19 protein-coding genes are annotated in these 21,278 nt (G+C 70.1%); 3 read left to right on the top strand and 16 right to left on the bottom strand.

What is annotated here, in order from left to right:
- Window positions 1-8 precede the first annotated feature (8 nt).
- Together BM109_RS37475 and BM109_RS37470 are read right to left on the bottom strand one after the other, a co-directional pair.
- The gene (locus BM109_RS37475; RefSeq protein WP_143129335.1) at window positions 9-191 is read right to left on the bottom strand and encodes a hypothetical protein; all 183 of its coding nucleotides are present in this window, start codon (window positions 189-191) and stop codon (window positions 9-11) included.
- A 150-nt stretch (window positions 192-341) separates the two neighbouring features.
- Entirely contained in the window at window positions 342-1,922 is a 1,581-nt protein-coding gene (locus tag BM109_RS37470; protein WP_177239560.1) for a serine hydrolase domain-containing protein, read from the bottom strand.
- A 239-nt stretch (window positions 1,923-2,161) separates the two neighbouring features.
- Here BM109_RS37470 and BM109_RS37465 point away from each other — a divergent pair, with 239 nt between their 5' ends.
- Entirely contained in the window at window positions 2,162-3,907 is a 1,746-nt protein-coding gene (locus BM109_RS37465) for a GMC family oxidoreductase (RefSeq protein ID WP_093354708.1), read from the top strand.
- Here the strand turns inward: BM109_RS37465 and BM109_RS37460 are convergent.
- The 8 genes from BM109_RS37460 to BM109_RS37425 all read right to left on the bottom strand — a co-directional run bounded on the left by BM109_RS37460 (window position 3,798) and on the right by BM109_RS37425 (window position 10,683).
- Window positions 3,798-4,832 carry a LacI family DNA-binding transcriptional regulator gene (locus BM109_RS37460; RefSeq protein ID WP_093354706.1) on the bottom strand — a complete coding sequence of 345 codons (1,035 nt, stop codon included), beginning with the start codon at window positions 4,830-4,832 and terminating at the stop codon, window positions 3,798-3,800. The genes BM109_RS37465 and BM109_RS37460 overlap by 110 nt on opposite strands.
- 136 nt (window positions 4,833-4,968) lie before the next feature.
- Window positions 4,969-5,967 (bottom strand): 2-hydroxyacid dehydrogenase, encoded by a 999-nt coding sequence (locus BM109_RS37455; RefSeq protein ID WP_093354703.1) that lies wholly within the window; start codon window positions 5,965-5,967, stop codon window positions 4,969-4,971.
- A 5-nt stretch (window positions 5,968-5,972) separates the two neighbouring features.
- Window positions 5,973-6,926 carry a sugar kinase gene (locus tag BM109_RS37450; protein ID WP_093354701.1) on the bottom strand — a complete coding sequence of 318 codons (954 nt, stop codon included), beginning with the start codon at window positions 6,924-6,926 and terminating at the stop codon, window positions 5,973-5,975.
- 17 nt (window positions 6,927-6,943) lie between these two features.
- Window positions 6,944-7,687, bottom strand: coding sequence for a sugar phosphate isomerase/epimerase family protein (locus BM109_RS37445; protein ID WP_093354698.1), 744 nt, complete (start codon window positions 7,685-7,687; stop codon window positions 6,944-6,946).
- Entirely contained in the window at window positions 7,687-8,439 is a 753-nt protein-coding gene (locus BM109_RS37440; RefSeq protein WP_093354696.1) for an amino acid ABC transporter ATP-binding protein, read from the bottom strand. Before BM109_RS37440 ends, BM109_RS37445 begins: the two co-directional genes overlap by 1 nt.
- Window positions 8,440-8,458: 19 nt before the next feature.
- Window positions 8,459-9,256: a transporter substrate-binding domain-containing protein gene (locus BM109_RS37435; RefSeq protein WP_093354693.1), complete on the bottom strand. Its 798-nt coding sequence runs from the start codon at window positions 9,254-9,256 to the stop codon at window positions 8,459-8,461.
- Between the two features lie 74 nt (window positions 9,257-9,330).
- The gene (locus BM109_RS37430; RefSeq protein WP_093354691.1) at window positions 9,331-9,984 is read right to left on the bottom strand and encodes an amino acid ABC transporter permease; all 654 of its coding nucleotides are present in this window, start codon (window positions 9,982-9,984) and stop codon (window positions 9,331-9,333) included.
- Between the two features lie 27 nt (window positions 9,985-10,011).
- Window positions 10,012-10,683, bottom strand: a complete 672-nt coding sequence (locus BM109_RS37425; protein WP_057595383.1) for an amino acid ABC transporter permease — start codon at window positions 10,681-10,683, stop codon at window positions 10,012-10,014.
- 177 nt (window positions 10,684-10,860) lie between these two features.
- On the opposite strand from BM109_RS37425, the gene BM109_RS37420 reads away from it, so the two are divergent.
- Window positions 10,861-12,573: a hypothetical protein gene (locus BM109_RS37420; RefSeq protein ID WP_371269420.1), complete on the top strand. Its 1,713-nt coding sequence runs from the start codon at window positions 10,861-10,863 to the stop codon at window positions 12,571-12,573.
- A gap of 15 nt (window positions 12,574-12,588) precedes the next feature.
- On the opposite strand, the gene BM109_RS37415 is transcribed toward BM109_RS37420, so the two are convergent.
- Complete coding sequence (locus tag BM109_RS37415; RefSeq protein ID WP_093354688.1) at window positions 12,589-13,125, bottom strand: cysteine hydrolase family protein; 537 nt, start codon at window positions 13,123-13,125, stop codon at window positions 12,589-12,591.
- A 152-nt stretch (window positions 13,126-13,277) separates the two neighbouring features.
- Here BM109_RS37415 and BM109_RS37410 point away from each other — a divergent pair, with 152 nt between their 5' ends.
- Window positions 13,278-14,393 carry an MBL fold metallo-hydrolase gene (locus tag BM109_RS37410; RefSeq protein ID WP_093354686.1) on the top strand — a complete coding sequence of 372 codons (1,116 nt, stop codon included), beginning with the start codon at window positions 13,278-13,280 and terminating at the stop codon, window positions 14,391-14,393.
- Window positions 14,394-14,407: 14 nt separating this feature from the next.
- Here the strand turns inward: BM109_RS37410 and BM109_RS37405 are convergent, their stop codons facing one another.
- The 5 genes from BM109_RS37405 to BM109_RS37385 all read right to left on the bottom strand — a co-directional run bounded on the left by BM109_RS37405 (window position 14,408) and on the right by BM109_RS37385 (window position 21,148).
- Window positions 14,408-14,596 carry a hypothetical protein gene (locus BM109_RS37405; RefSeq protein ID WP_093354683.1) on the bottom strand — a complete coding sequence of 63 codons (189 nt, stop codon included), beginning with the start codon at window positions 14,594-14,596 and terminating at the stop codon, window positions 14,408-14,410.
- Window positions 14,596-17,004 (bottom strand): DNA topoisomerase IV subunit A, encoded by a 2,409-nt coding sequence (gene parC, locus BM109_RS37400; protein WP_093354681.1) that lies wholly within the window; start codon window positions 17,002-17,004, stop codon window positions 14,596-14,598. The genes BM109_RS37405 and parC overlap by 1 nt, the downstream gene beginning before the upstream one ends.
- Window positions 17,005-17,050: 46 nt before the next feature.
- Complete coding sequence (locus BM109_RS37395; protein WP_093354678.1) at window positions 17,051-18,169, bottom strand: Kelch repeat-containing protein; 1,119 nt, start codon at window positions 18,167-18,169, stop codon at window positions 17,051-17,053.
- Between the two features lie 64 nt (window positions 18,170-18,233).
- Entirely contained in the window at window positions 18,234-19,142 is a 909-nt protein-coding gene (locus BM109_RS37390) for a lytic transglycosylase domain-containing protein (protein WP_093354676.1), read from the bottom strand.
- Window positions 19,143-19,153: 11 nt separating this feature from the next.
- Window positions 19,154-21,148: a DNA topoisomerase IV subunit B gene (locus tag BM109_RS37385; protein ID WP_093354673.1), complete on the bottom strand. Its 1,995-nt coding sequence runs from the start codon at window positions 21,146-21,148 to the stop codon at window positions 19,154-19,156.
- Window positions 21,149-21,278 lie beyond the last annotated feature (130 nt).

Here is a 21,278-nt window from a genome sequence, read left to right as displayed (position 1 = left end):
TCGAGGATCTAATGCGCGGCCACGCCGCGTTCAGCCGTGCGCGCCTCGGCGCCGGTCCAGAAGTTCTCGGGCACGCCGCGCGGCTGCCGCTCCTCGATCTCGACCGTGACGCTGACCGAGATGTCGGCCGCCTGCTCGCGGCGCTTCAGAAAGCTTTCGAACTGGTCGAGGTAGTGATGTTCTTCATTCACGGATCGGGCCTCCATTTGGTTTTCGATACCAGAGGTTTTAATCCGTCGCAGCGTGTCGCCAAAGGTTGCGGACGCCGCCGCCGCGTGCAGGACAAGAGGCCATCGCGGCCGCCGTGCCGCGCTGGCAAGGCCTACGACCTTTCGTAGTTGTCAGGCCGCCCTCACCGTGCGCGCGCCGGTCAGCGTCGGCATCTCGGTCGCGCTCGAGTTCACGTTGACGCTGCGGTCGAGCCGCAGATAGCGCGAGGCGAAGCGGCAGGTCACGGTGTCGCGGAAGGCCGATTCGACGAAGGTCCAGCTCATCACGAAGGTGCGCTCGTCGAGCCATTCGCCGCTCGCCACCACGCGCATCACCGCGGGCTGGTACTCGTGGTGCAGGCGGTTGCCGGTCATGGTGGTGTCGCCCTCGATCGGCTTCCTGAGGCCCACCTGCACCGTGTGCGTGCCGCGCTCGTCCTCGAGCGTGAAGCTGCAGGCCTCGGCGCCGAAGTCCAGGCGCGCGGCCTTGATCCGGTCGGGGTTGTCGGGAAACTCGTAGCGCTGGCCCGACACGGCCGCGGCCACCGGCGACGCGGTCGGCCGCACCGGCGGCAGCAGGCGCAGGCCCGCCATGCGGCGGCGCAGCGCGGCGCTGGCCTGGCCGCCGTCGGCCGGTGCGTTCTCGAACGCGGCCGGGAAATGCTTGTAGAGCAGCCCCGCGTTGAAGCCGGCCTTCGGCGGCAGCGCCGCGTTGATCGCAAGCACCGCGTCGTGCGCGGGGAACACCACCGCGTACTGGCCGAACAGCCCGTCGGCGTTGTAGGCGCCGTTCGGGCCCAGCCACCACTGGTAGCCGTACTTGTCCTTGGTGTGCGGCTGGTGCACCGCGTCGACCCATTCCTTCGTGAGCACCTGCCTGCCGTTCCACACGCCGTTCTGCGCATGCAGGATGCCGAGCTTGAGCGAATCGACGGTCTTCCAGCTCAGGCCGTTGGCGCCCGGCGAGATGCCCTCGGGCCCGACCTCCCATTCGTAGCCCGTGATGCCCAGCGGATCGAAGAAGCGCGGCTTCAGGTAGTCGGCCACCGGCTGGCCCGTGGTCTTGGTCACGATGGCCGACAGCATGTAGGTGGCGGCGCTGGTGTAGACGAACTGCGTGCCGGGCGGATTCACCACCGGTATCTTGAAGAACTCGGCGATCCAGCTGGTGCGGATCTGGCGCCACACCGAGCCCGAGGTCATGGCGGCGTGGCCGGTGCGCATGGTCAGCAGGTCGCGCACCGTCATCGCCGCGAGGTTCGGGCTCACCACCGGCGGCAGGTGCTCGGGGAAGAAGGACACCACCTTGTCGTCGAGCCCGAAGCGCCCCTCGGCCACCGCCATGCCGACCGCGCAGACGGTCACGCTCTTGGTCAGCGAATGCGTCATGTGGCGGCGCTGCGGACCGTAGGGCTCCCACCAGCCCTCGGCCAGCACCTGGCCGCGGCGCCACAGCATGAAGCCGTGCAGCTCGAAGGCGCCGCGCTCGGCCTCGTCGAGGAAGGCCAGGATCGCCGCCGACGACACGCCCTGCGCCTCGGGCCGCCCGCGCGGCAGGCCGTCGGCGGGCACCGGCGCGGCCAGCCCGGTGGCGGCCCAGCCGAGGCCGGGCACCGAGGCCATCGCCATGCCGCCGAGCGACAGGCGCAGCGCGCCGCGGCGCGAGAGCGCGGGGAAGGAAGAAGAGGAGGAGGAAGAAGAAAGTGGCGGCATGGCGGCGGTCTCCGGGAGCTGTCGTTGTTCTTCGCCGAGTGTGGACCGCGCAACTGTCATTCGCCTGTCGGCCCCGCCAGGGGAAACCCCGTCGGAGGTTCCTATTACACGCGTCGCGCACGCGACAGTGCCACTTTGGTCCGACGGGAAAACGCTAGGCGCCCCGCCCCGTTTCGTTCCTACAGTCCACGGGCCGGCATCGGCGCAATCGAAGAAGAAGCAGGAAAGGACGCGGGGCGATGGAGTTCGACTACGTGATCGTCGGTGGCGGCTCCGGGGGCGCCACGCTCGCCGCGCGGCTCAGCGAGGACGCGCGCGTGCGCGTGTGCCTGATCGAGGCCGGCGGCGACGGCCGCGGCATCCTGGTGCGCGCGCCGGCCGCCACGGTGGCGATGCTGCCGGGCCGCCCGCCGATCAACAACTACGCGCTGCGCACCGAGCCGCAGCCGGGCCTGGACGGCCGCCGCGGCTACCAGCCGCGCGGGCGCTGCCTCGGCGGCTCGAGCGCGATCAACGCCATGCTCTACGTGCGCGGCCACCGCGAGGACTACGACGACTGGGAGCGCGCCGGCTGCAGCGGCTGGTCCTTCGGCGACGTGCTGCCCTGGTTCCGCCGCGCCGAGGGCAACCAGCGCGGCGCGAGCCCGCTGCACGGCGCCGACGGTCCGCTGCAGGTGGCCGACCAGCAGACGCCGCGCGCCATCAGCGAGGACTTCGTGCGCGCCGCGGTGCAGTCCGGCGTGCCCTTCAACGACGACTTCAACGGCATCGAGCAGGAAGGCGCGGGCCTCTACCAGGTCACGCAGTTCCATGGCGGCGCGAGGAACGGCGAGCGCTGCTCGGCCGCGGCCGCCTACCTGCACCCGGCGATGACGCGCCCCAACCTCGCGGTGCTCACGCACACGCAGGCGCTGCGCGTGGTGATCGAGCATGGCCGCGCCGTGGGCGTGGAGGTGCGCCGCGGCGGCAACGTCGAGCGCATCCATGCGCGGCGCGAGGTGGCGCTGTGCGGCGGCGCCTTCCATTCGCCGCAGCTGCTGATGCTCTCGGGCATCGGCGATCCCGCGCAGCTGCAGCAGCACGGCATCGCGGTGCAGCAGGCGCTGCCCGGCGTGGGGCGCAACCTGCAGGACCACCTCGACTTCATCCTCGCCTACCGCTCGAAGCACCGCGACCTGTTCGGCATCGGCCTCGGCGCGAGCTGGACCCTGCTGCGCCAGGCGCTCTTGTGGCGCAGGACCGGCACCGGCCTGATCGCCACGCCCTTCGCCGAGGGCGGCGCCTTCGTCAAGTCCTCGCCCGAGCTGCGCCGGCCCGACCTGCAGCTGCACTTCGTGATCGCCATCACCGACGACCATGCGCGCAAGCTGCATGCGGGCTACGGCTTCTCGTGCCATGTCTGCGTGCTGCGGCCGAAGAGCCGCGGCGAGGTCCGGCTGGCCGACGCCAACCCGGCCTCGGCGCCGCGCATCGATCCGCGCTTCCTGTCCGACCCCGAGGACCTCGCGCTGCTGCTGCAGGGCGTGAAGAAGACGCGCGAGATCATGGAGGCGGCGCCGCTCGCGAAGTACCGCCAGCGTGAGCTCTACACGGCCGATGCGCGCAGCGACGAGGACCTGGTGCGCCAGATCCGCGCGCGCGCCGACACCATCTACCACCCGGTCGGCACCTGCCGCATGGGCGCGCCCAACGACGCGGGGGCGGTGGTCGATCCGCGGCTGCGCGTGCGCGGCATCGAGGGCCTGCGCGTGGTCGATGCCTCGGTGATGCCGACCTTGATCGGCGGCAACACCAACGCACCCACGGTGATGATCGCCGAGCGCGCGGCCGACTGGATGCGCGGGCCTGCGCGCTTCGCAGCCGAAGCCGATCCGGCTACGCGGGGACAGGCGCCTTCGACGAGCCCCGCACCTGCAACTGCCCCGGCAGCAGCAACTGCCGCGGCGGGCTTTCGAGCCCCCGCAGCCGGTCGATCAGGCAGCTAGCGGCGGCACGGCCGATGTCGTCGGTGGGCTGGGCCACGGTGCTCAAGCCCGGGCCGATCAGCGAGGCCCATTCGGGATCGTCGAAGCCGACGAAGCCGAGGTCGGCGCCGAACTGCCAGCCCAGCCGCGCCATCGCCTGCGCCACGCGCAGCGTGACGACCGCATTGCCCGCCACCACGGCCGCGCGCCGGCCGCGCTTGGCGCGCTTGCGCAGCGCCGCCAGCGCATCGTCGAGCGCCTGCTGTTCGCCCTCCACGCTCTCGAACACCTCGCCGGCCATGCGCGGCCCGTTCGCGGTCACGCAGGCGCCGAAGGCCGCGGTCCGCTCGCGCCGCGAGCTCACGCCCGCGAGCGGCTCGGTCACGTAGAGCAGCTCGCGAAAGCCGCCCTCGACCAGGTGGTCGCAGGTGGCCTTCATCGCGGCCTCGTTGTCGAGCGAGACGAAGTCGGTGTGCATGCCCGCGTGGCGCCGGTCGACCAGCACCGCGGGCTTGCCGTGCAGCGCGACCGCGTCGAACACGCCGCTGCCGCGGCCCAGGGTGTTGAGGATGAAGCCGTCGACCTGGTAGCCCGCGAGCGCGTCGATGGCCTCGCGCTCGCGTTCGCTCTCGTTGCCGAGGTTGAACAGCATCACGAGGTAGCCGGCGTCCTGGCAGGCCTTCTCGGCGCCGCGCAGCACCGCCACCGAATAGGGGTTGGTGATGTCGGCCACGATCAGGCCGATGAGCCGCGAGCGGCCGTGGCTCAGCGCCTGCGCCATCGGGCTCGGCGAATAGGCGAGCTGGGCGATCGCGGCCTCGACGCGCGCGGCGATGTCGGGGCTCAGCAGCCGCTCGCGGTGGTTGAGGAAACGCGAGACCGTGGCCTTGGAGACGCCCGCGGCCTGCGCCACGTCGGCGATGGTGGCGCGCCCGGTGGCTTTCATGGTCTTCCTCCTTCCCCCTCTGGGGGAAGGCCGGGATGGGGGCATGCGGCCACCGACGCGCTGCTGCCGGTGCAAAGGCCCGGAGCCCCCACCCCTGCCCTCCCCCAGCGGGGGAGGGAGAAATACCTGGGTTCGGTCATGCGCTGGCCGTGTCGTAGGGCGCGGTCGGCGTCTCCCCGGCCAGCACCTGCAGCAGGTTGGTGGTCGCGAGCTCGGCCATCGCATGCCGGGTCTCGTGCGTGGCCGAGCCGATGTGCGGCAGCGGTGTCACGCGCGGATGGGTGCGCAGCGGCGAATCGGCCGGCAGCGGCTCCTTGGCGAACACGTCGAGGCCGGCCGCGCGCAGCGTGCCCTTGTCGAGCGCGTCGAGCAGCGCCTGCTCGTTCACGGTCGCGCCGCGGCCGCCGTTGATGAAGGCGGCGCCGCGCTTCATGCGCGCGAAGAAGGCGGCGTCGGCCATGCCGCGCGTGGCCTCGGTCAGCGGCAGCATCGCGAGCACGATGTCGGCGCGCGCGAGCAGCTCGTCGAGCGGCGTGTGCGTGGCCCGGCCCTGCAGCTCGGGCGCCTGCGCGGCCAGGTCGACCGCGCGGCGCGCGTGGTAGAGCACCGGCATGCCGAAGCCCAAAGCGGCGCGGCGCGCCACCGCCTGGCCGATGCGGCCGAAGCCGAGGATGCCGAGCGTCTTGCCGTGCACGTCGGTGCCGAACAGGTCCTCGCCGATGTTCTTCGTCCAGCGGCCTTCGCGCACCAGGGTCGAGAGCTCGACCACGCGGCGCTGCGTGGCCATGAGGATCGCGAACATGGTGTCGGCCACGGTCTCGGTCAGCACGTCGGGCGTGTGGCACAGCACGATGTTGCGGCGGCGCAGCTCGGTCAGCGGGTAGTTGTCGACACCGACCGAGACGCTCGAGATCACCTCGAGCCGGGGCGCCGCGTCGAGCATCGAGGCATTGAAGTTGACGCTCGAGCCGATCAGGCCCTGCGCCGCGGGCAGCGCGGCCGCGAAGGCCTCGGGCGACTGGCGCGCATCGGCCACGACGACCTCGTGCGCAGCCTGCAGGCGCGCGAGCTGGTCCTCGGGCAGGGTGCGGAAGACGAGGACGTTCTTGCGGGTGGAAGGCGAGGAAGAAGCCATGGCGTTCAGAGCCCCGCCGCTTCGAGTTCGGCCCGCGTGGGCAGGCCCTCGGTGTCGCCGAGCACCTGCACCGCGCGCGCGCCGATCCAGGCGCCGCGGCGCACCGCCTCGGGCACGCTGCGGCCCTCGAGCAGCGCGCTGACCACGCCGGCCGCGAAGCCGTCGCCCGCGCCCACGGTGTCGATCACTTCCTTCACCGGGAAGCCCTCGACGCGGCCGGTGCCGGCCACGTCGCTGTCGTAGTAGGCGCCCTCGGCGCCGAGCTTCACCACCACCAGCTTCGCGCCGCGCTCGCGGTAGAAGCGCGCCACGTCCTCGGGCTGGTCGTGGCCGGTGAGCAGCAGGCCCTCCTCGATGCCGGGCAGCACCCAGTCGGCGCGCGCTGCCAGCTCGTTGATCCAGTGGCGCATGGTCTCCTTCGAGGACCACAGCGTCGGGCGCAGGTTGGTGTCGAAGGAGATGGTGCGGCCCGCGGCGCGCATCACGTCCATCGAACGCAGCGCGGCCTGCAGGCTGGTCTCGGAGATGGCCGCGAACACGCCGGTGGCATGCAGGTGGCGCGCCGAGCGCAGCCAGGGCTCGTCGATGTCGGCCGGGCCCATGTGGCTCGCGGCCGAGCCCTTGCGGTGGTATTCGATCGGCGGGTCGCTGCCGTCGGTGACGCGGCCCTTGAACTGGAAGCCGGTGCGCTGGGTGGCGTCGGCGATCACGTGCGAGCAGTCGATGCCCTCGGCGCGCATCGCGTTGAGCAGCGCGCGGCCCATCGAGTCGGTGCCGAGCCGGCTGGCCCAGCCCACCTTCAGGCCCAGGCGCGACAGGCCGATGGCCACGTTGGTCTCGGCGCCGGCGGTGCGCTTGTGGAAGGACTGCGCATCCTCGATCGGCCCCGGCCGGTCGGCCACGAGCAGCAGCATGGCCTCGCCGAACAGGGCGACGTCGAAGGCGGTGGGTTCTGTCATCGGTGTGAGTGGTTTCGCTACGCGCGCGCGGCGCGGATGAAGTCGATCTGCGTGCGGACGACGGCCTCGAGGTCGTCGCCCACGAGCGGGTATTCGATGGCGTGCGGCACGTCGGCCGGTAGCGCGCGCAGCACGGCGCGCCAGGGTGCCACCGAGTCGCCCAGCGGCACCGCCACCCACTTGTGCGGCAGGCGCTGCGCGCCCTTGCAATGCACGTAGCGCACGCGCTGGCCGAGCGCCTGCGCGGCCAGCAGCGGGCATTCGCCGACCCAGTGCCAGTTGCCCATGTCGAAGGTCATGCCCAGCGACACGCCCGCGCGGTCGGCGGCTTCGAAGAAGGCCTGCAGCGCGGGCACGGTGCCTGCGCGCACGCTCTGGTCGTTCTCGATCACGAGCTCGACGCGGGTCTCGGCCAGCTCGACCTTGAGGCCCCACAGCGAGCCGTGCGAGGACGGCTGGAAGTCGCCGATCGACATCTTCAGCCGCTTCGCACCCACGCGCGTGGCGGCCGCGATGCCGCGCTTGAGCGCGGCACTGTCGAGCCAGCCGCCCTGGGCCCACAGGCCCTCGGGGCTGGAGTAGACCGAGGCCAGGCCGTTGAGCGCCGGCAGTTCGGCCTCGGCGTCGCGCAGCATCTCGCCGCGCACCTCCACCGAATCGGCGCCCGCGCGCTTCGACAGCTGCGAGCACCAGAGCTGGCCATGGCGTCCCACCTCGGCCGCGCCGAAGGAGGACAAGGAAATCAGGACCTCGAAGGACATCAGTGGGCCTGGTGCGAGCTGAGGATCTGGCCCAGGAACTGCCGGGTCTTCTCGTTCTGGGGATTGCCGAAGAACTCCTCGGGCGGCGCCTGCTCCACGATCCTGCCCTCGGCCATGAAGATCACTCGGTCGGCCACGCTGCGCGCGAAGCCCATCTCGTGCGTCACGCACAGCATGGTCATGCCGTCCTCGGCCAGGCCGATCATGGTGTCGAGCACTTCCTTGACCATCTCGGGGTCGAGCGCGGAGGTGGGCTCGTCGAACAGCATGATCTTGGGCGTCATGCACAGCGCGCGCGCGATCGCCACGCGCTGCTGCTGGCCGCCCGAGAGCTGGCTCGGGTACTTGTGGGCCTGCTCGGGAATGCGCACGCGCGTGAGGTACTTCATCGCCACTTCCTCGGCCTGCGCCTGCGTCATGCCGCGCGAGCGCATCGGCGCCAGCGTGCAGTTCTGCAGGATCGTGAGGTGCGGGAACAGGTTGAACTGCTGGAACACCATGCCGACCTCGGCCCGCACCGCGTCGACGTTCTTGCCGCCGGCCGTGAGATCGATGCCGTCGACCTCGATGCGGCCCTTCTGCACCGTCTCGAGCCGGTTGATGCAGCGGATCAGCGTCGACTTGCCCGAGCCCGAGGGCCCGCAGATCACGATGCGCTCGCCCGCGCGCACGCTGAGGTCGATGCCGGTCAGCACCTGGAAGTCGCCGTACCACTTGTTGACGGCTTCCATGCGGATGATGGGGTCGGTCATGGGGTGTTCCGCTCCCGGCTTACTGCATCTTCGGCAGGTCGGCCTGCAGCCACTTCTGGTAGAGCTTGTTGAGCTCGCCGTTGGCGGTGTTCTTCGCCACGAAGTCGTTGACGGCCTTGGTCAGCTCGTCCTGGCCCGGGCGCAGCGCGATGCCCATCGACTGCTGCACCAGCGTGAACTTGTTTTCGTAGGTGCCGGCGGGCACGCGCTTGGCGATCTGGGCGGCCACGGTCACCGAGCAGCCGATGGCGTCGACCTGGCCCGAGATCAGGGCCTGCATGGCCGAGGCGTCGTCGTCGAAGCGGCGGATCTCGGTGCCTTCGGGCGCGGCCTTGGTCACGGCCACGTCCTGGGTCGAGGCACGGGCCACGCCCACGCGCAGGCCCTTGAGGTCGCCGGCGGCCTTGATCGGGGTCTTGGTCGCGCCGTACAGCACGATGGTGGCGGCCGCGTAGGGCTGCGAGAACTGCACCTGCTTCGCGCGCTCGGGCGTGATGGCCAGCGAGGCGACCAGCAGGTCGACCTTGTTGGTCAGCAGGAAGGGAATGCGGTTCGGGCCGGTCACCGGCACGATGTTGGCCTTCACGCCCCAGTCCTTGGCCAAGAGCTTGGCCACGTCGGCGTCGTAGCCGTCGGGCTGGTTCTTCGCGTCGGTGGTGCCGTAGGGCGGGAAGTCGACCAGCATGCCGATGGTGATCTCGCCCTTCTTCTTGATGTCGGCCACGCTCTGCGCCGAGGCGAAGGGGGCGAACACGGTGAGGGCGGCGCCGAGGCCGAGGGCTGCGATCGCTGCGCGGCGGGTGGTGGTGCGGGTCATGGGATGTGTCTCCTGAAAAAGAAAGGAAGCGACGGAAAAAACGAAAGCAACGGGGAAGATGGCGAACGGGGAAATCAGCGGGCCAGCGCGCGTGCGCGCTTGCGTTCCATGCGCGCGGCCAGCAGCGACAGCGGCCAGCAGATGACGAAGTAGATGGCGGCCACCACCGAGAACACGACCAGCGGCTGGAAGGTGGCGTTGTTGACGATCTGGCCGGCGCGCGTGACCTCGACGAAGCCGATGATGGCCGCGAGCGACGTGCCCTTGATGATCTGCACCAGGTAGCCCACGGTGGGCGCGAGCGCGATCCTGAAGGCCTGCGGCAGCACCACGTCGCGCATGCGCGCGCTGTAGCTCAGGCTCAGCGCCTGCGCCGCCTCCCACTGGCCGCGCGGGATGGCCTCGATGCAGCCGCGCCAGATCTCGCCGAGGAAGGCCGCGCTGTTGAGCACCAGCGCCACGCCCGCGGCGACCCACGGGTTGATGTCCAGCCCCAGCACCGGCGCGCCGAAGAACACCAGGAACAGCTGCAGCAGCAGCGGCGTGCCCTGGAAGATCTGGATGAAGGTGGTCGAGACGCCGCGTGCCCACGCCGATTCGGACGTGCGCATGAGCGCGATCGCGAGCCCCAGGATCGCGCCGCCCACGAAGGCGATGGCCGACAGCGCGAGCGTCCACTGGGCCGCTTCGAGGATGAAGAGGAATTCGGGAAAGCCGAAGGTGCGCATGGTGTGGTGGTCTCCGTCGGTCGACGCTTACCGGCGGTCCGGGTAGTTGAGCGTGCGCTTGTAGATCAGCTTGAACATCGCCGAGAAGGCGAGCGCCAGCGCGAGGTAGATGGCCGCGACCACGATGTAGATCTCGAAGCTGCGGAAGGTCTGCGACTGCAGGTTGGCGGCCACCGAGGTCAGGTCGTCGGCCGAGATCACCGAGACCACCGCCGAGCTCAGCATCAGCAGGATGAACTGGCTGGTGAGCGCGGGATAGATGGCCTTGAGCGCGGGCTTGATGATGATGAAGCGGAAGATCTCCCAGGACTTGAGGTTGAGCGCGCGGCCCGCCTCGATCTGGCCCTTGGGAATGGATTCGATGCCGGCGCGGATGATCTCGGTGGCATAGGCGCCGAGGTTCACCACCATCGCCACCAGCGCGGCCGTCTGCGGCGACCAGCGCAGCCCGATGGCCGGCAGCGCGAAGAAGAAGAAGAACAGCTGCACCAGGAACGGCGTGTTGCGGATCACCTCGATGTAGGCGTTGATCACGAAGCGCAGCCAGCCCGGCCCCGAGGTCTTGCCCCAGGCGCAGAAGATGGCCACCACCAGCCCGAGCACGGTGGCGACCAGCGACAGCTGGACGGTGATCCACGTGCCCTTGAGCAGCAGCGGCCAGGCGGCGAAGACGGCGTCGAATTGAAACTGGTAGTTCATGGTCCGGCTGCGGCGCGGGTGCACGCGCACAGTGGAAAAGCAATGCTTGCAGCTTATATGAAACCGGTTTCACGATGACCGAGGGATTACCCTAGTCGGTCTTTGCGGGGGGCCGCTGCCTACACTCCCGCGATGCTCACACCCCTGGCCGACCCCACGACCGCGCAGCTGGACGACATGGCCGCAGACCCCGGCGCCATGCTTGCCGAGACCTCCGCCCATGCCCCCGCCGTGAAGCACCTGCGCCAGGCCCTGCTGTGGCCCGTGCGGCTGATGCCGGTGCGCGATGCCAAGTCCGCGCACCAGGCGCCGTGGCACCTGCTGCGCGAGATGGGCGAGGCCTCGCCCTGGCGCGAGGAGATCGACGAATACACGGGCGACAGCAGCCGCTTCCACCAGCGCCACTACAACGAGTTCGTGAGCTTCCTGCCCTACGTGCAGCGCTTTCTTTACGGCGAGGGCCGCTCGCGCGCGCAGGCCGGCGGGCCTGAATCGGGCAGCGACGGCGACTCGCCGATGCGCATCTTCCGCCGCCACGACATCGCCGCGGTGCGCGTGGTCACGCGCGCCGGCGAGGCACCGATCACGCTCGAGGTGGTGCACTGCGACCTCTACTTCTTCTTCGACGTCGACGTGGTGCTGCTGAATCTCGAGGTCGGCGTGAACGACCTGAGCCTGGCGCAGGCGCAGGAGCTGCTCTACCGCTTCGGCCGCGCCTATCCCGCGGGCTGGGATGCCGAGGGCGGCGCGCTGCACTGCATGGCCAGCGTCGAATGGCTGGCCGCCGACGGCCGCGTGCTCGCCAGCTCCGACGCGCAGCACAGCGAGGCCTTCATCTCGCACGTGGCGCAGCACCGCGCGCCGCGCATCGCCGCCCACTGGGCCTACCTGATGCAGCCGCTGGTGAGCGACCATTCGGAGGACAAGGGCTCGCTGCGCTACCGGCAGATCGAGTACTACCGCATGCCGGTGATGGCCTACCTGTCGCTCGACGATCCGAAGCGGCTCACGCGCAACGACTTCATCCGCCTCGGCCTGGTCACGGGCGCGGGCGAGGCCGAGGCGGCGCTCGCGGGACGCCAGGACCACCTGCCCTATGCCGACCACCACCTGGCCGACTTCGAGAGCCGCTACTGCTACGACCGCTTCTGGGTCGATGCCGGCGCGGCCCCCCACACGCGCTACCTGTGCAACGGCCATGCGCTGATCGTGGTGGGCGATGCGCGCTCCGAGTTCTTCTGCTGCCGCGACCGCGGCGTGCTGGCGCAGTTCCGCCACCAGCACTTCCTGCTGTTCCTGATCGCGCACTTCCAGAAGGCCTCGCTGCTGATGTTCTCGGACCAGCTGGTGGAGGCGCTCAAGCGGCTGGACATCCGCAGCACGCCGAGCGTGAAGCGCTTCAAGCGCGCGATCCGCGCGAGCTTCGAGCGCTTCCTGCGCTTCACGCACCGCTACTGGTTCCACGAGATCTCCGAGCAGGCGCAGGTGCGCGCGCTGTCGCACCTGTGCGCCACCCACCTCGGGCTCGATCCGCTCTACGACGAGGTCAAGGAGCGCATCGCCGACATGAACACCTACCTCGACGCAGACAGCCTGCGGCGCCAGGCCAACACCGTGGTGCGGCTCACGGTCGTGACCCTGTTCGGCCTGATCGGCACCATCACCACCGGCTTCCTCGGCATGAACCTGCTGGCCGAAGCCGAGGCGCCGCTGTGGCGCAAGGCGATCTGGTTCGGCGTGGTGCTGGTGTTCACGACCTGGCTCACGGTCTACACCATGGTCAAGTCGCAGCGGCTGTCGGACTTCATCGACGTGCTGTCGAACGACCGCATGAGCTTCCGGGAGAAGCTCGGGGCGCTGGTGCGGGTGTGGCGGCCGGGAGCGGACTGAAGCCCCGCGCCGGCTTCAACCGCCGAACGACACCTGCGCGCTGTCGACCGCGCGGATCGGCACGCCGAAGCTCGTGATGTCCGCGAGCGTGGCGTTGTGGTGGGCGCGGATCCGTGCGCCCGTGGCATGCGGCTTGTCGTGCGAGGTGTGGGCGTCGGCCGCGAGCGTCACCGCGTAGCCGAGCCCGGCCGCGCGGCGCACCGTGGTGTCGACGCAGAACTCCGACGAATAGCCGCAGACCACCACGCGCTTCACGCCGCGCTCCGAGAGCCAGGCATCGAGCGACGTGCGCAGGAAGGAATCGGGCGTGGTCTTGCGCAGCCGCGCGTCGCGCGTGTCGGTGTTGAGCGCGCCGGCGAGCTGCCAGCGCTCGGAGTCGAACACCAGGTCGACCTCGTTCTCGTGCTGGATGAAGGCCACCGGCACGCCGGCCGCGCGGGCACGCTCGGTGAGCGCGTTGATGCGCTCGATCACCGCGGCGGCTTCGTGCGGACGCGGGGCGTCGTCGACGAGGCCGCGCTGCATGTCGATGACGAGGACGGCGAGTGTCATGGGAACCCTTTCTGGTGCGCGGGACGGCAGGGCCGAAGGATCGCACAGGACGCACCAATGCCCCTGCCCGGCGAATGTTTCTGACGTTGAAACCATTGCCCGCGCACCCGCCGCTAAGCTCGCGCCGCCCGCAGAACCACACAACACCTGCCATGACCGACCCCAACGCTCCTTCCCTTTCGCAGCGCCTGCGCAGGCGCGCCACCGCCGCCTTCGCGGCCGCCTGCGCGCTGCTGGCCGGCTGCAGCAGCAACAGCGGCTGCGAGGTCCGCTACGACGCCTCGCCGCAGTTCAAGGGCTGCACCTTCGAGAACATGGACAACCCCGACGTGCTGCCCAACCAGAGCACGTGGAAGATCTGGACCCGCTTCTTCTTCGAGACCAAGACCGACTCGGTGCCCACCGATGCGATCCCCGTGAAGCCGCTGACGCCGGCCGCGCTGGCGGCGCTCGATGCGCAGGCCAACCACGTGGTGCGCCTGGGCCATTCCTCGCACCTGCTCAAGCTGCGCGGCAAGTACTGGCTGATCGACCCGGTGTTCGGCGAGCGCGTGTCGCCGTTCTCGTTCGCGGGGCCCAAGCGCTTCCATCAGCCGCCGATCGCGCTGCAGGACCTGCCGCCGATCGAGGGCCTGATCCTCTCGCACGACCACTACGACCACCTCGACGTCTACACCATCGAGTACCTCGCGAAGCGGGTGCAGCACTACTTCGTGCCGCTGGGCGTGAAGGCGCGGCTGGTCGCGATGGGCGTGCCGCCCGAGCGCATCAGCGAGCTCGACTGGTGGCAGGGCGGCGAGCACGACGGCGTGAAGCTCACGGCCACGCCGGCGCAGCATTTCTCGGGCCGCTCGCTGACCGACCGCGGCCGCACGCTGTGGGCCTCGTGGGTGGTGCAAAGCGGCGAGCAGCGCATCTTCTACAGCGGCGACTCGGGCTACTTCCCGGGCTTCAAGCAGATCGGCGAGCGCTTCGGCGGCTTCGACCTCGCGCTGATGGAGAACGGCGCCTACGACGCCTACTGGCCCGCGGTCCACATGACGCCCGAGCAGAGCGTGCAGGCCTTCGAGGACCTGCGCGGCAAGGTGCTGTACTCGGTGCACAACAGCACCTTCGACCTCGCCTTCCACAGCTGGCACGACCCGCTGGACCGCATCGCGAAGCTCACGCAGGAGCGCAAGATCGAACTGGCCACGCCGGTGATCGGCGAGGTGCTGACGGTGGGCCAGGCGCGCACCAACGTGCGCTGGTGGGAAGGCTTGAAGTAAAGCGTAGCGAGCGGCTAGCCGCGCTCGCGCCGCTCGCGCGCGCGGCGCTGCTGGCGCGTCTCGAGCGCCTGCGCCGCCACGCGGTCCTTCGCGCGCTTCTTCTCGGCGCGCTTGCCGCGGAAGTGCCGGCCCACGAGAAAGCTCCCGATGCCGGTCACGATCGCGATGACGAAGCCGATGGTGCTGATGTCGAGGCCGCCCATCAGAGCACCCGCACGATGCTGGTCGGCTTGAAGCCCAGGTCGGCCGCCTTGCCCTTGCGCGCGCGGGCGCCGCGTGCGTTGTTGAGGGTGCGGATCTCGAGCGTCTCGTCGCGCTCCTTGCCGCCGCGGCCGATGCCCTCGATCTTCACGCTGCGCGTGTAGGCCGCGGCACCCGCGAGGGTGTCCTTGGGCTCGAGGTCGATCAGCGTGAGGCCGCGGCCGCCCTTGGGCAGGCTCTTGAGCTCGGCGATCTCGAAGGTCAGGATGCGCCCGCCCGTGGAGGCGCAGGCCACGTGCGTGGCCATGGGCATCGGCTCGGCGCCGCCGGCACCGCCCACCAGCGAGGGCCGGCACAGCTGCTCGCCCTCGCCCACGTCGATGAAGGCCTTGCCGCCGCGCTGGCGCGACATCATGTTCTCGACCGTGGCGATGAAGCCGTAGCCGCCCGAGTTGGCCAGCAGCAGGCTGGCCGCGACCGGGCCCGCGAAGTAGTGCGTGACATGCGTGCCCGCATCGAGCTCGATCAGCGTGGTGACCGGCTGGCCGTCGCCGCGCGCGCCCGGCAGCGAGGCCACGGGCACGGTGTAGACGCGCACGCTCTTGTCCTTGGCGCTGCCGAACACCAGCAGCGTGTCGACGCTGCGGCATTCGAAGGCGCCGTAGAGCGAGTCGCCCGACTTGAAGCTGTACTCGGGCGCCGCGGCGCCGTTGCCCGCGGCCTTCTCGCTGGCCCAGCCCTTCTGCGCGCGCACCCAGCCCTTCTGCGAGACGATCACTGTGACCGGTTCGTCGACCACCTTGACCTCGGCCACGGCGCGCTTCTCGGCCTGGATCAGCGTGCGGCGCGGGTCTTCGAAGGTCTTGGCATCGGCCTCGATCTCCTTGACCAGCAGGCGGCGCAGCGCCGCGGGGTTGCCGAGAATGTCCTCGAGCTTCTTCTGGTCCTCGCGCAGGTTCTTGAGCTCCTGCTCGATCTTGATGGCTTCGAGCCGCGCCAGCTGGCGCAGGCGGATTTCGAGAATGTCCTCGGCCTGGCGATCGCTGAGGTTGAAACGCGCGATGAGCGCGGCCTTCGGTTCCTCGGCGGCGCGGATGATCGCGATCACCTCGTCGATGTTGAGCAGCACCAGCTGCCGCCCCTCGAGGATGTGGATGCGGTCCAGCACCTTGTCGAGCCGGTGCCGCGAGCGCTTCTCGACGGTGATCTCGCGGAACGCGATCCACTCGTTGAGCATCTGCCGCAGCGACTTCTGCGTCGGCTTGCCGTCGATGCCCACCATCGTGAGGTTGATCGACGACGAGGTTTCGAGCGAGGTCTGCGCCAGCAGCGTGGTGATGAACTCCTCCTGGCTGATGCGCGAGGTCTTGGGCTCGAACACCAGGCGCACGGCGGCATCCTTGCTCGACTCGTCGCGCACCACGTCGAGCACCGAGAGCATCGCGGCCTTGACCTGGGTCTGCTCGGTGCTCAGCGCCTTCTTGCCGGCCTTGACCTTGGGGTTGGTGATCTCCTCGATCTCCTCGAGCACCTTCTGCGTGCTCACGCCCGGCGGCAGCTCGTTGACCACCAGCTGCCACTGGCCGCGCGCGAGGTCCTCGATCTTCCAGCGCGCGCGCACCTTGAGCGAGCCGCGGCCGCTGCGGTAGGCATCGGCGATGTCGCCCGCGCTGCTGATGATCTGCGCGCCGCCCGGATAGTCGGGGCCGGGCACGATGGCGAACAGCTCTTCCTCGCTGAGCTTGCCGTTCGACTTGATCAGCGCCACGCAGGCATCGGCGATCTCGCGCAGGTTGTGGCTCGGGATCTCGGTGGCCAGGCCGACCGCGATGCCGCTGGCGCCGTTGAGCAGCGTGAACGGCAGCCGCGCGGGCAGGAGGCGCGGCTCCTCGGTGCTGCCGTCGTAGTTGGGGATGAAGTCGACCGTGCCCTCGTCGATCTCGTCGAGCAGCAGGCTGGTGATGCGCGCGAGGCGCGCCTCGGTGTAGCGCATGGCCGCGGCACCGTCGCCGTCGCGGCTGCCGAAGTTGCCCTGGCCGTCGACCAGCGGATAGCGCTGCGAGAAGTCCTGCGCCATGCGCACCAGCGCGTCGTAGGCGGCTTGGTCGCTGTGCGGATGGAAGCGGCCGAGCACGTCGCCGACCACGCGCGCGCTCTTCACGGGCTTGGCACCCACGGTGCCGTTGGTGCCGCCGAAGCCCAGGCCCATGCGCGACATCGAATACAGGATGCGCCGCTGCACCGGCTTCTGGCCGTCCGACACGTCGGGCAGCGCGCGGCCCTTGACCACGCTCAGCGCGTATTCGAGGTAGGCGGTCTGGGCATAGTCGGCGAGCGTGAGCGAGGTGCCGTCGCCGCCGTTGTTGTCGTCGCCGGGAGGCAGGAGATCGAGCGGGGGTTGGGAGTCCATGAAAGAGCGGGTGAGAAAACGAAAAAAGAAGGGGCGACGAAAGCGCTCAGCCCAGCGTGAAGGCCTCGTGCACCGCCGACTGCACCGAGCCGCCGAGCACGGCGCCACCGCCGGCCACGTAGATCCAGTCGCCGATGACGGCGGCACCGACGGCATGGCGCGGCGTGGTCATGGGCGCATGGCGCTGCCAGCTGTCGGCCACCGGATCGTAGCTTTCCATCTGGCCGAAGACCTTGGCCTGGCGCGGCACGCCGCCGACGAGGAAACCGCCCTCGCCGCCCATGGCGAAGAAGCGGTCGCGATAGACCACCAGGCCATGGCCCGAGCGCGCGGTGGGCAGCGGCGAACGCGGCTCCCAGGTGTCGCGCGCGGGAAGGTAGACGTGGTGCAGGTCGGTGTTGTATTCGAAGGTGTTGAAGCGCCCGCCGACCACGTGGATCAGGCCGCCGTGCGCCACGCAGCCCACGTGGTCGCGCGCACCGGGCAGCGGCTTGCGCGCGCTCCAGCGGTCGGCCTTCGGGTCGTAGACCTCGTGCCAGCCCACGCTGGCGCGTTCGGCCGCGGGCTCGGAGGCGCCGCCGATCAGGTGCAGCTGCCCGTCGAGCACCACGGCGGCTGCCGCGCCGCGCGGGCGCGGCAGCGGCGCGATGGCGGTCCAGCGATTGGCCGCGATCTCGTAGACGTAGGCATTCGTGTCGGAGCGCCGGTTCTGCTCGACGAAGCCGCCGAGCGCATAGACCCGGCCGCCGTCGGCCGCCACGGCCACGTGGTTGGCGCCGCGCGGCAGCGGTGCGCCGTCGAGCCAGCGGTCGGCCTGCGGATCGTAGATGTGGTGGTAGTCGCGGTTGACCGCGCCCTCGCCGTAACCGCCCACCACGTGCATGCGGCCCTGCGCGGCCGTGGCCCAGGCCATCTCGCTGCGCGGGATCGGCAGCGCCGCGCGCGCCGCCCAGCGCCCCTGCGGGCCGCGCGGCGCGGGGCTGTCGGTGACGCGCTGCGCCTCCTGCTCGGGCGTCATGTGATGCGGCACGCCGCCCTGCAGCCGCGCATAGGGCTCGGCCGAGGACGGCACGGGCTGCGGCGCCGCGTGCGAAGCCGGATGCTGGGCGCGCGCGGCGCCGCTCAGCGCGGCGGCGCCGGCCAGGACGAAATCTCGGCGTTGCATCGCGGTCTCCTCGTTCTTGGGATGGTCGGGGCGGGCGAAGGCGCTCGCTCGCGGGACGCCGTGCTCACGAGAGCGGCGCGGCGGATCGCTCGCCGGCATCGGCCGCGGGCGGCGCGGCCGACTCGGGCACGGCCGGCATCGCCGGCAGGCTGCGCGGCGAATCCGAGGGCATGTTGCCGCGGCCGATCGCGCCGCCGGCGGGCACCGTCATCTCCATGCGGATGCGCCCCGGCGTCTTGCCGCCGCGCAGGCTGCCGCCCCGGGCCACCGAGGGCTTGAGGTAGGCATAGAGCTGCAGCACCGTCTGCACGTAGTTCTGCGTTTCCTTGTAGTTCGGGATCTTGTTGCCCGCGCGCTGCACCGCGCCCTCGCCCGCGTTGTAGGCCGCCAGCGCCAGCTCGATCTGGCCCGGGAACATCGCGATCAGGTCGCGCAGGTAGTGCGAGCCGGCGGCGATGTTGATGCGCGGGTCGAACAGCTTCTTCTCGAGGCTCGCGCGCTGGTCGCCCGCCACGCCGTAGCGCTGCGCGGTGCCGGGCATCAGCTGCATCAGCCCGCGCGCGCCCTTGGGCGAGACGGCCTGCGCGTCGAAGCCCGACTCGGTGGCGATCAGCGCCTGCAGCAGCTCGTAGTCGATCGCATGCTTGTTCGAGGCATCGCGCAGCGCGCTCTTGGCGATCTTGTAGCTCGGCGAGGCCTCGAACATGGCCAGCAGCGTCTGCGAGGCCGGCGACACCTTGCCATCGAGCTTGCGGTCGCCGCGGCCCAACCGGCTCAACGGCGAGATGCCCTGCGTGGTGTCGAAGCTCTGGCCGTCGCGGAAGAACACCTGGTAGCGCTCGTCGACCTTCTCGGCCGCGAAGTGCGCCACGCCGTTGGCGTCGATGTAGCCGTAGACGTCAGCGGCGCGCGCCGGCCCCTGCAGCGCGAGCAGCAGGAAGGCCAGGAGCAACGAAGGCTTGAGGAGAGACATGCGGGGTGGAATCAAACATCGATGTCGACGTCGTCGGCGCGCAGTTCCATCAGTTCGCGCCGCGCCGCCGCTTCGCCCTTGCCCATGAGCTTGGTGATCTCGCCCTGGGTGGCGCTGAAGTCGAAACGGCCCAATTGGACCTGCATCAGGCGCCGGGTGTCCGGATTGAGCGTGGTTTCCCACAATTGTTCCGCGCTCATTTCGCCCAGGCCCTTGAAGCGGCTGATGCTCCAGGCGCCTTCGCGCACGCCGTCCTTGCGCAGCTTGTCGAGCGTGGCGGTCAGTTCGCCCTCGTCGAGCGCATAGACCTTGGAGGCCGGCTTCTTGCCGCGCGCGGGCGCGTCGACCCGGAACAATGGCGGCTTCGCGACATACACGTGGCCGGTTTCGATCAGCTTCGGGAAGTGGCGGAAGAACAGCGTGAGCAGCAGCACCTGGATGTGCGAGCCGTCCACGTCGGCATCGGAGAGGATGCAGATCTTGCCGTAGCGCAGGCCGCTCAGGTCGGGCGTGTCGTCGGGGCCGTGCGGATCGACGCCCACGGCCACCGAGATGTCGTGGATTTCGGTGTTGGCGAACAGCCGGTCGCGCTCGACCTCCCAGGTGTTGAGCACCTTGCCGCGCAGCGGCAGGATGGCCTGGCTTTCCTTGTCGCGGCCCATCTTGGCGCTGCCGCCGGCCGAGTCGCCCTCGACCAGGAAGACTTCGTTGTGGCTGATGTCCTTGCTCTCGCAGTCGGTCAGCTTGCCGGGCAGCACGGCCACGCCCGAACCCTTGCGCTTCTCGACCTTCTGGCCGGCGCGCTGGCGCGTCTGCGCGGCCTTGATCGCCAGCTCGGCGAGCTTGCGGCCGTAGTCGACGTGCTGGTTGAGCCACAGCTCGAGCGCCGGGCGCACGAAGCTCGACACCAGCCGCACCGCGTCGCGCGAGTTCAGGCGTTCCTTGATCTGGCCCTGGAACTGCGGATCGAGCACCTTGGCGCTCAGCACGTAGGAGGCGCGCGCGAACACGTCCTCGGGCAGCAGCTTCACGCCCTTGGGCAGCAGCGAGTGCAGCTCGATGAAGCCCTTGACCGCCGTGAACAGGCCGTCGCGCAGGCCGCTCTCGTGCGTGCCGCCGGCACTGGTGGGAATCAGGTTGACGTAGCTCTCGCGCACCGGCTGGCCGTCCTCGGTGAAGGCCACGCACCAGTCGGCGCCCTCGCCCTCGGCGAAGTTGTCGGCGTTCTTGTCGGCATGGCCGCTGCCTTCGAACAGAGGGATCACCGGGTCGCCGTTGAGCGTCTGCATCAGGTAGTCGCTGAGGCCGCCCTTGTAGAGCCACTGCTGCGTTTCCTTGGTCTTCTCGTTGACCAGCGTGACGCTCACGCCGGGCATCAGCACCGCCTTGCTGCGCAGCAGGTGGGTGATCTCGCCCATCGGCAGCGCGACGGTCTCGAAGTACTTGGCGTCGGGCCAGGCGCGCACCGTGGTGCCCTGCTTGCGCTCGCCGGCCTCGAGCTTGCGGACCTCGAGCGCCTCGATCACGTCGCCGCCGCTGAAGGCCAGCTTCGCCACCGAGCCTTCGCGGTGCGTCGCCACCTCGAGCCGCTTCGACAGCGCATTGGTCACCGACACGCCCACGCCGTGCAGGCCGCCCGAGAAGCTGTAGGCGCCGCCCGAGCCCTTGTCGAACTTGCCGCCCGCGTGCAGCCGGGTATAGACCAGCTCGATCACGGGCGCCTTCTCTTCGGGATGCAGGCCGAACGGGATGCCGCGGCCGTCGTCCTCGATGCTGACCGAGCCGTCGGCGTGCAGCGTGACCTTGATCTTCTTGCCGTGGCCCGCGAGCGCTTCGTCGGCCGCGTTGTCGAGCACTTCCTGGATGATGTGCAGCGGGTTGTCCGTGCGGGTGTACATGCCCGGGCGCTGCTTGACGGGCTCGAGGCCCTTGAGCACGCGGATCGAGCCTTCGGAGTAGCCGGAGGCGTCGGAGGAACTGGTTGGAGTCTTGGGGGGAGTCGCCATGGGGGCGGATTGTAGTCAGTCGCCGCCAAACAACTGGATGCCCGTACAGGACAGCCCTCGTGCGCGGCGGCAGGCTCGGGGAGCGCCAGCGCGCGAGGCGGGTCCGGCATGGGGCGCGATGCCCGCCGGA

The organism is Variovorax sp. PDC80 (genome assembly GCF_900115375.1).
GTDB lineage: Bacteria > Pseudomonadota > Gammaproteobacteria > Burkholderiales > Burkholderiaceae_C > Variovorax.
Note: the sequence above shows the minus strand (reverse complement) of the source record. Positions and strands in the feature narration are given on the sequence as shown.

Bases quoted from the DNA above. Each gene is read 5' to 3' on its own strand.
- BM109_RS37435 (WP_093354693.1), bottom strand. From the start codon at position 9,256: ATGACCCGCACCACCACCCGCCGCGCAGCGATCGCAGCCCTCGGCCTC.
- BM109_RS37450 (WP_093354701.1), bottom strand. From the start codon at position 6,926: ATGACAGAACCCACCGCCTTCGACGTCGCCCTGTTCGGCGAGGCCATG.
- BM109_RS37425 (WP_057595383.1), bottom strand. From the start codon at position 10,683: ATGAACTACCAGTTTCAATTCGACGCCGTCTTCGCCGCCTGGCCGCTG.
- BM109_RS37440 (WP_093354696.1), bottom strand. From the start codon at position 8,439: ATGACCGACCCCATCATCCGCATGGAAGCCGTCAACAAGTGGTACGGC.
- BM109_RS37395 (WP_093354678.1), bottom strand. From the start codon at position 18,169: ATGCAACGCCGAGATTTCGTCCTGGCCGGCGCCGCCGCGCTGAGCGGC.
- BM109_RS37460 (WP_093354706.1), bottom strand. From the start codon at position 4,832: ATGAAAGCCACCGGGCGCGCCACCATCGCCGACGTGGCGCAGGCCGCG.
- BM109_RS37445 (WP_093354698.1), bottom strand. From the start codon at position 7,687: ATGTCCTTCGAGGTCCTGATTTCCTTGTCCTCCTTCGGCGCGGCCGAG.
- BM109_RS37415 (WP_093354688.1), bottom strand. From the start codon at position 13,125: ATGACACTCGCCGTCCTCGTCATCGACATGCAGCGCGGCCTCGTCGAC.
- BM109_RS37385 (WP_093354673.1), bottom strand. From the start codon at position 21,148: ATGGCGACTCCCCCCAAGACTCCAACCAGTTCCTCCGACGCCTCCGGC.
- BM109_RS37410 (WP_093354686.1), top strand. From the start codon at position 13,278: ATGACCGACCCCAACGCTCCTTCCCTTTCGCAGCGCCTGCGCAGGCGC.
- BM109_RS37465 (WP_093354708.1), top strand. From the start codon at position 2,162: ATGGAGTTCGACTACGTGATCGTCGGTGGCGGCTCCGGGGGCGCCACG.
- BM109_RS37430 (WP_093354691.1), bottom strand. From the start codon at position 9,984: ATGCGCACCTTCGGCTTTCCCGAATTCCTCTTCATCCTCGAAGCGGCC.
- parC (WP_093354681.1), bottom strand. From the start codon at position 17,004: ATGGACTCCCAACCCCCGCTCGATCTCCTGCCTCCCGGCGACGACAAC.
- BM109_RS37420 (WP_371269420.1), top strand. From the start codon at position 10,861: ATGGCCGCAGACCCCGGCGCCATGCTTGCCGAGACCTCCGCCCATGCC.
- BM109_RS37470 (WP_177239560.1), bottom strand. From the start codon at position 1,922: ATGCCGCCACTTTCTTCTTCCTCCTCCTCTTCTTCCTTCCCCGCGCTC.
- BM109_RS37390 (WP_093354676.1), bottom strand. From the start codon at position 19,142: ATGTCTCTCCTCAAGCCTTCGTTGCTCCTGGCCTTCCTGCTGCTCGCG.
- BM109_RS37455 (WP_093354703.1), bottom strand. From the start codon at position 5,967: ATGGCTTCTTCCTCGCCTTCCACCCGCAAGAACGTCCTCGTCTTCCGC.
- BM109_RS37405 (WP_093354683.1), bottom strand. From the start codon at position 14,596: ATGGGCGGCCTCGACATCAGCACCATCGGCTTCGTCATCGCGATCGTG.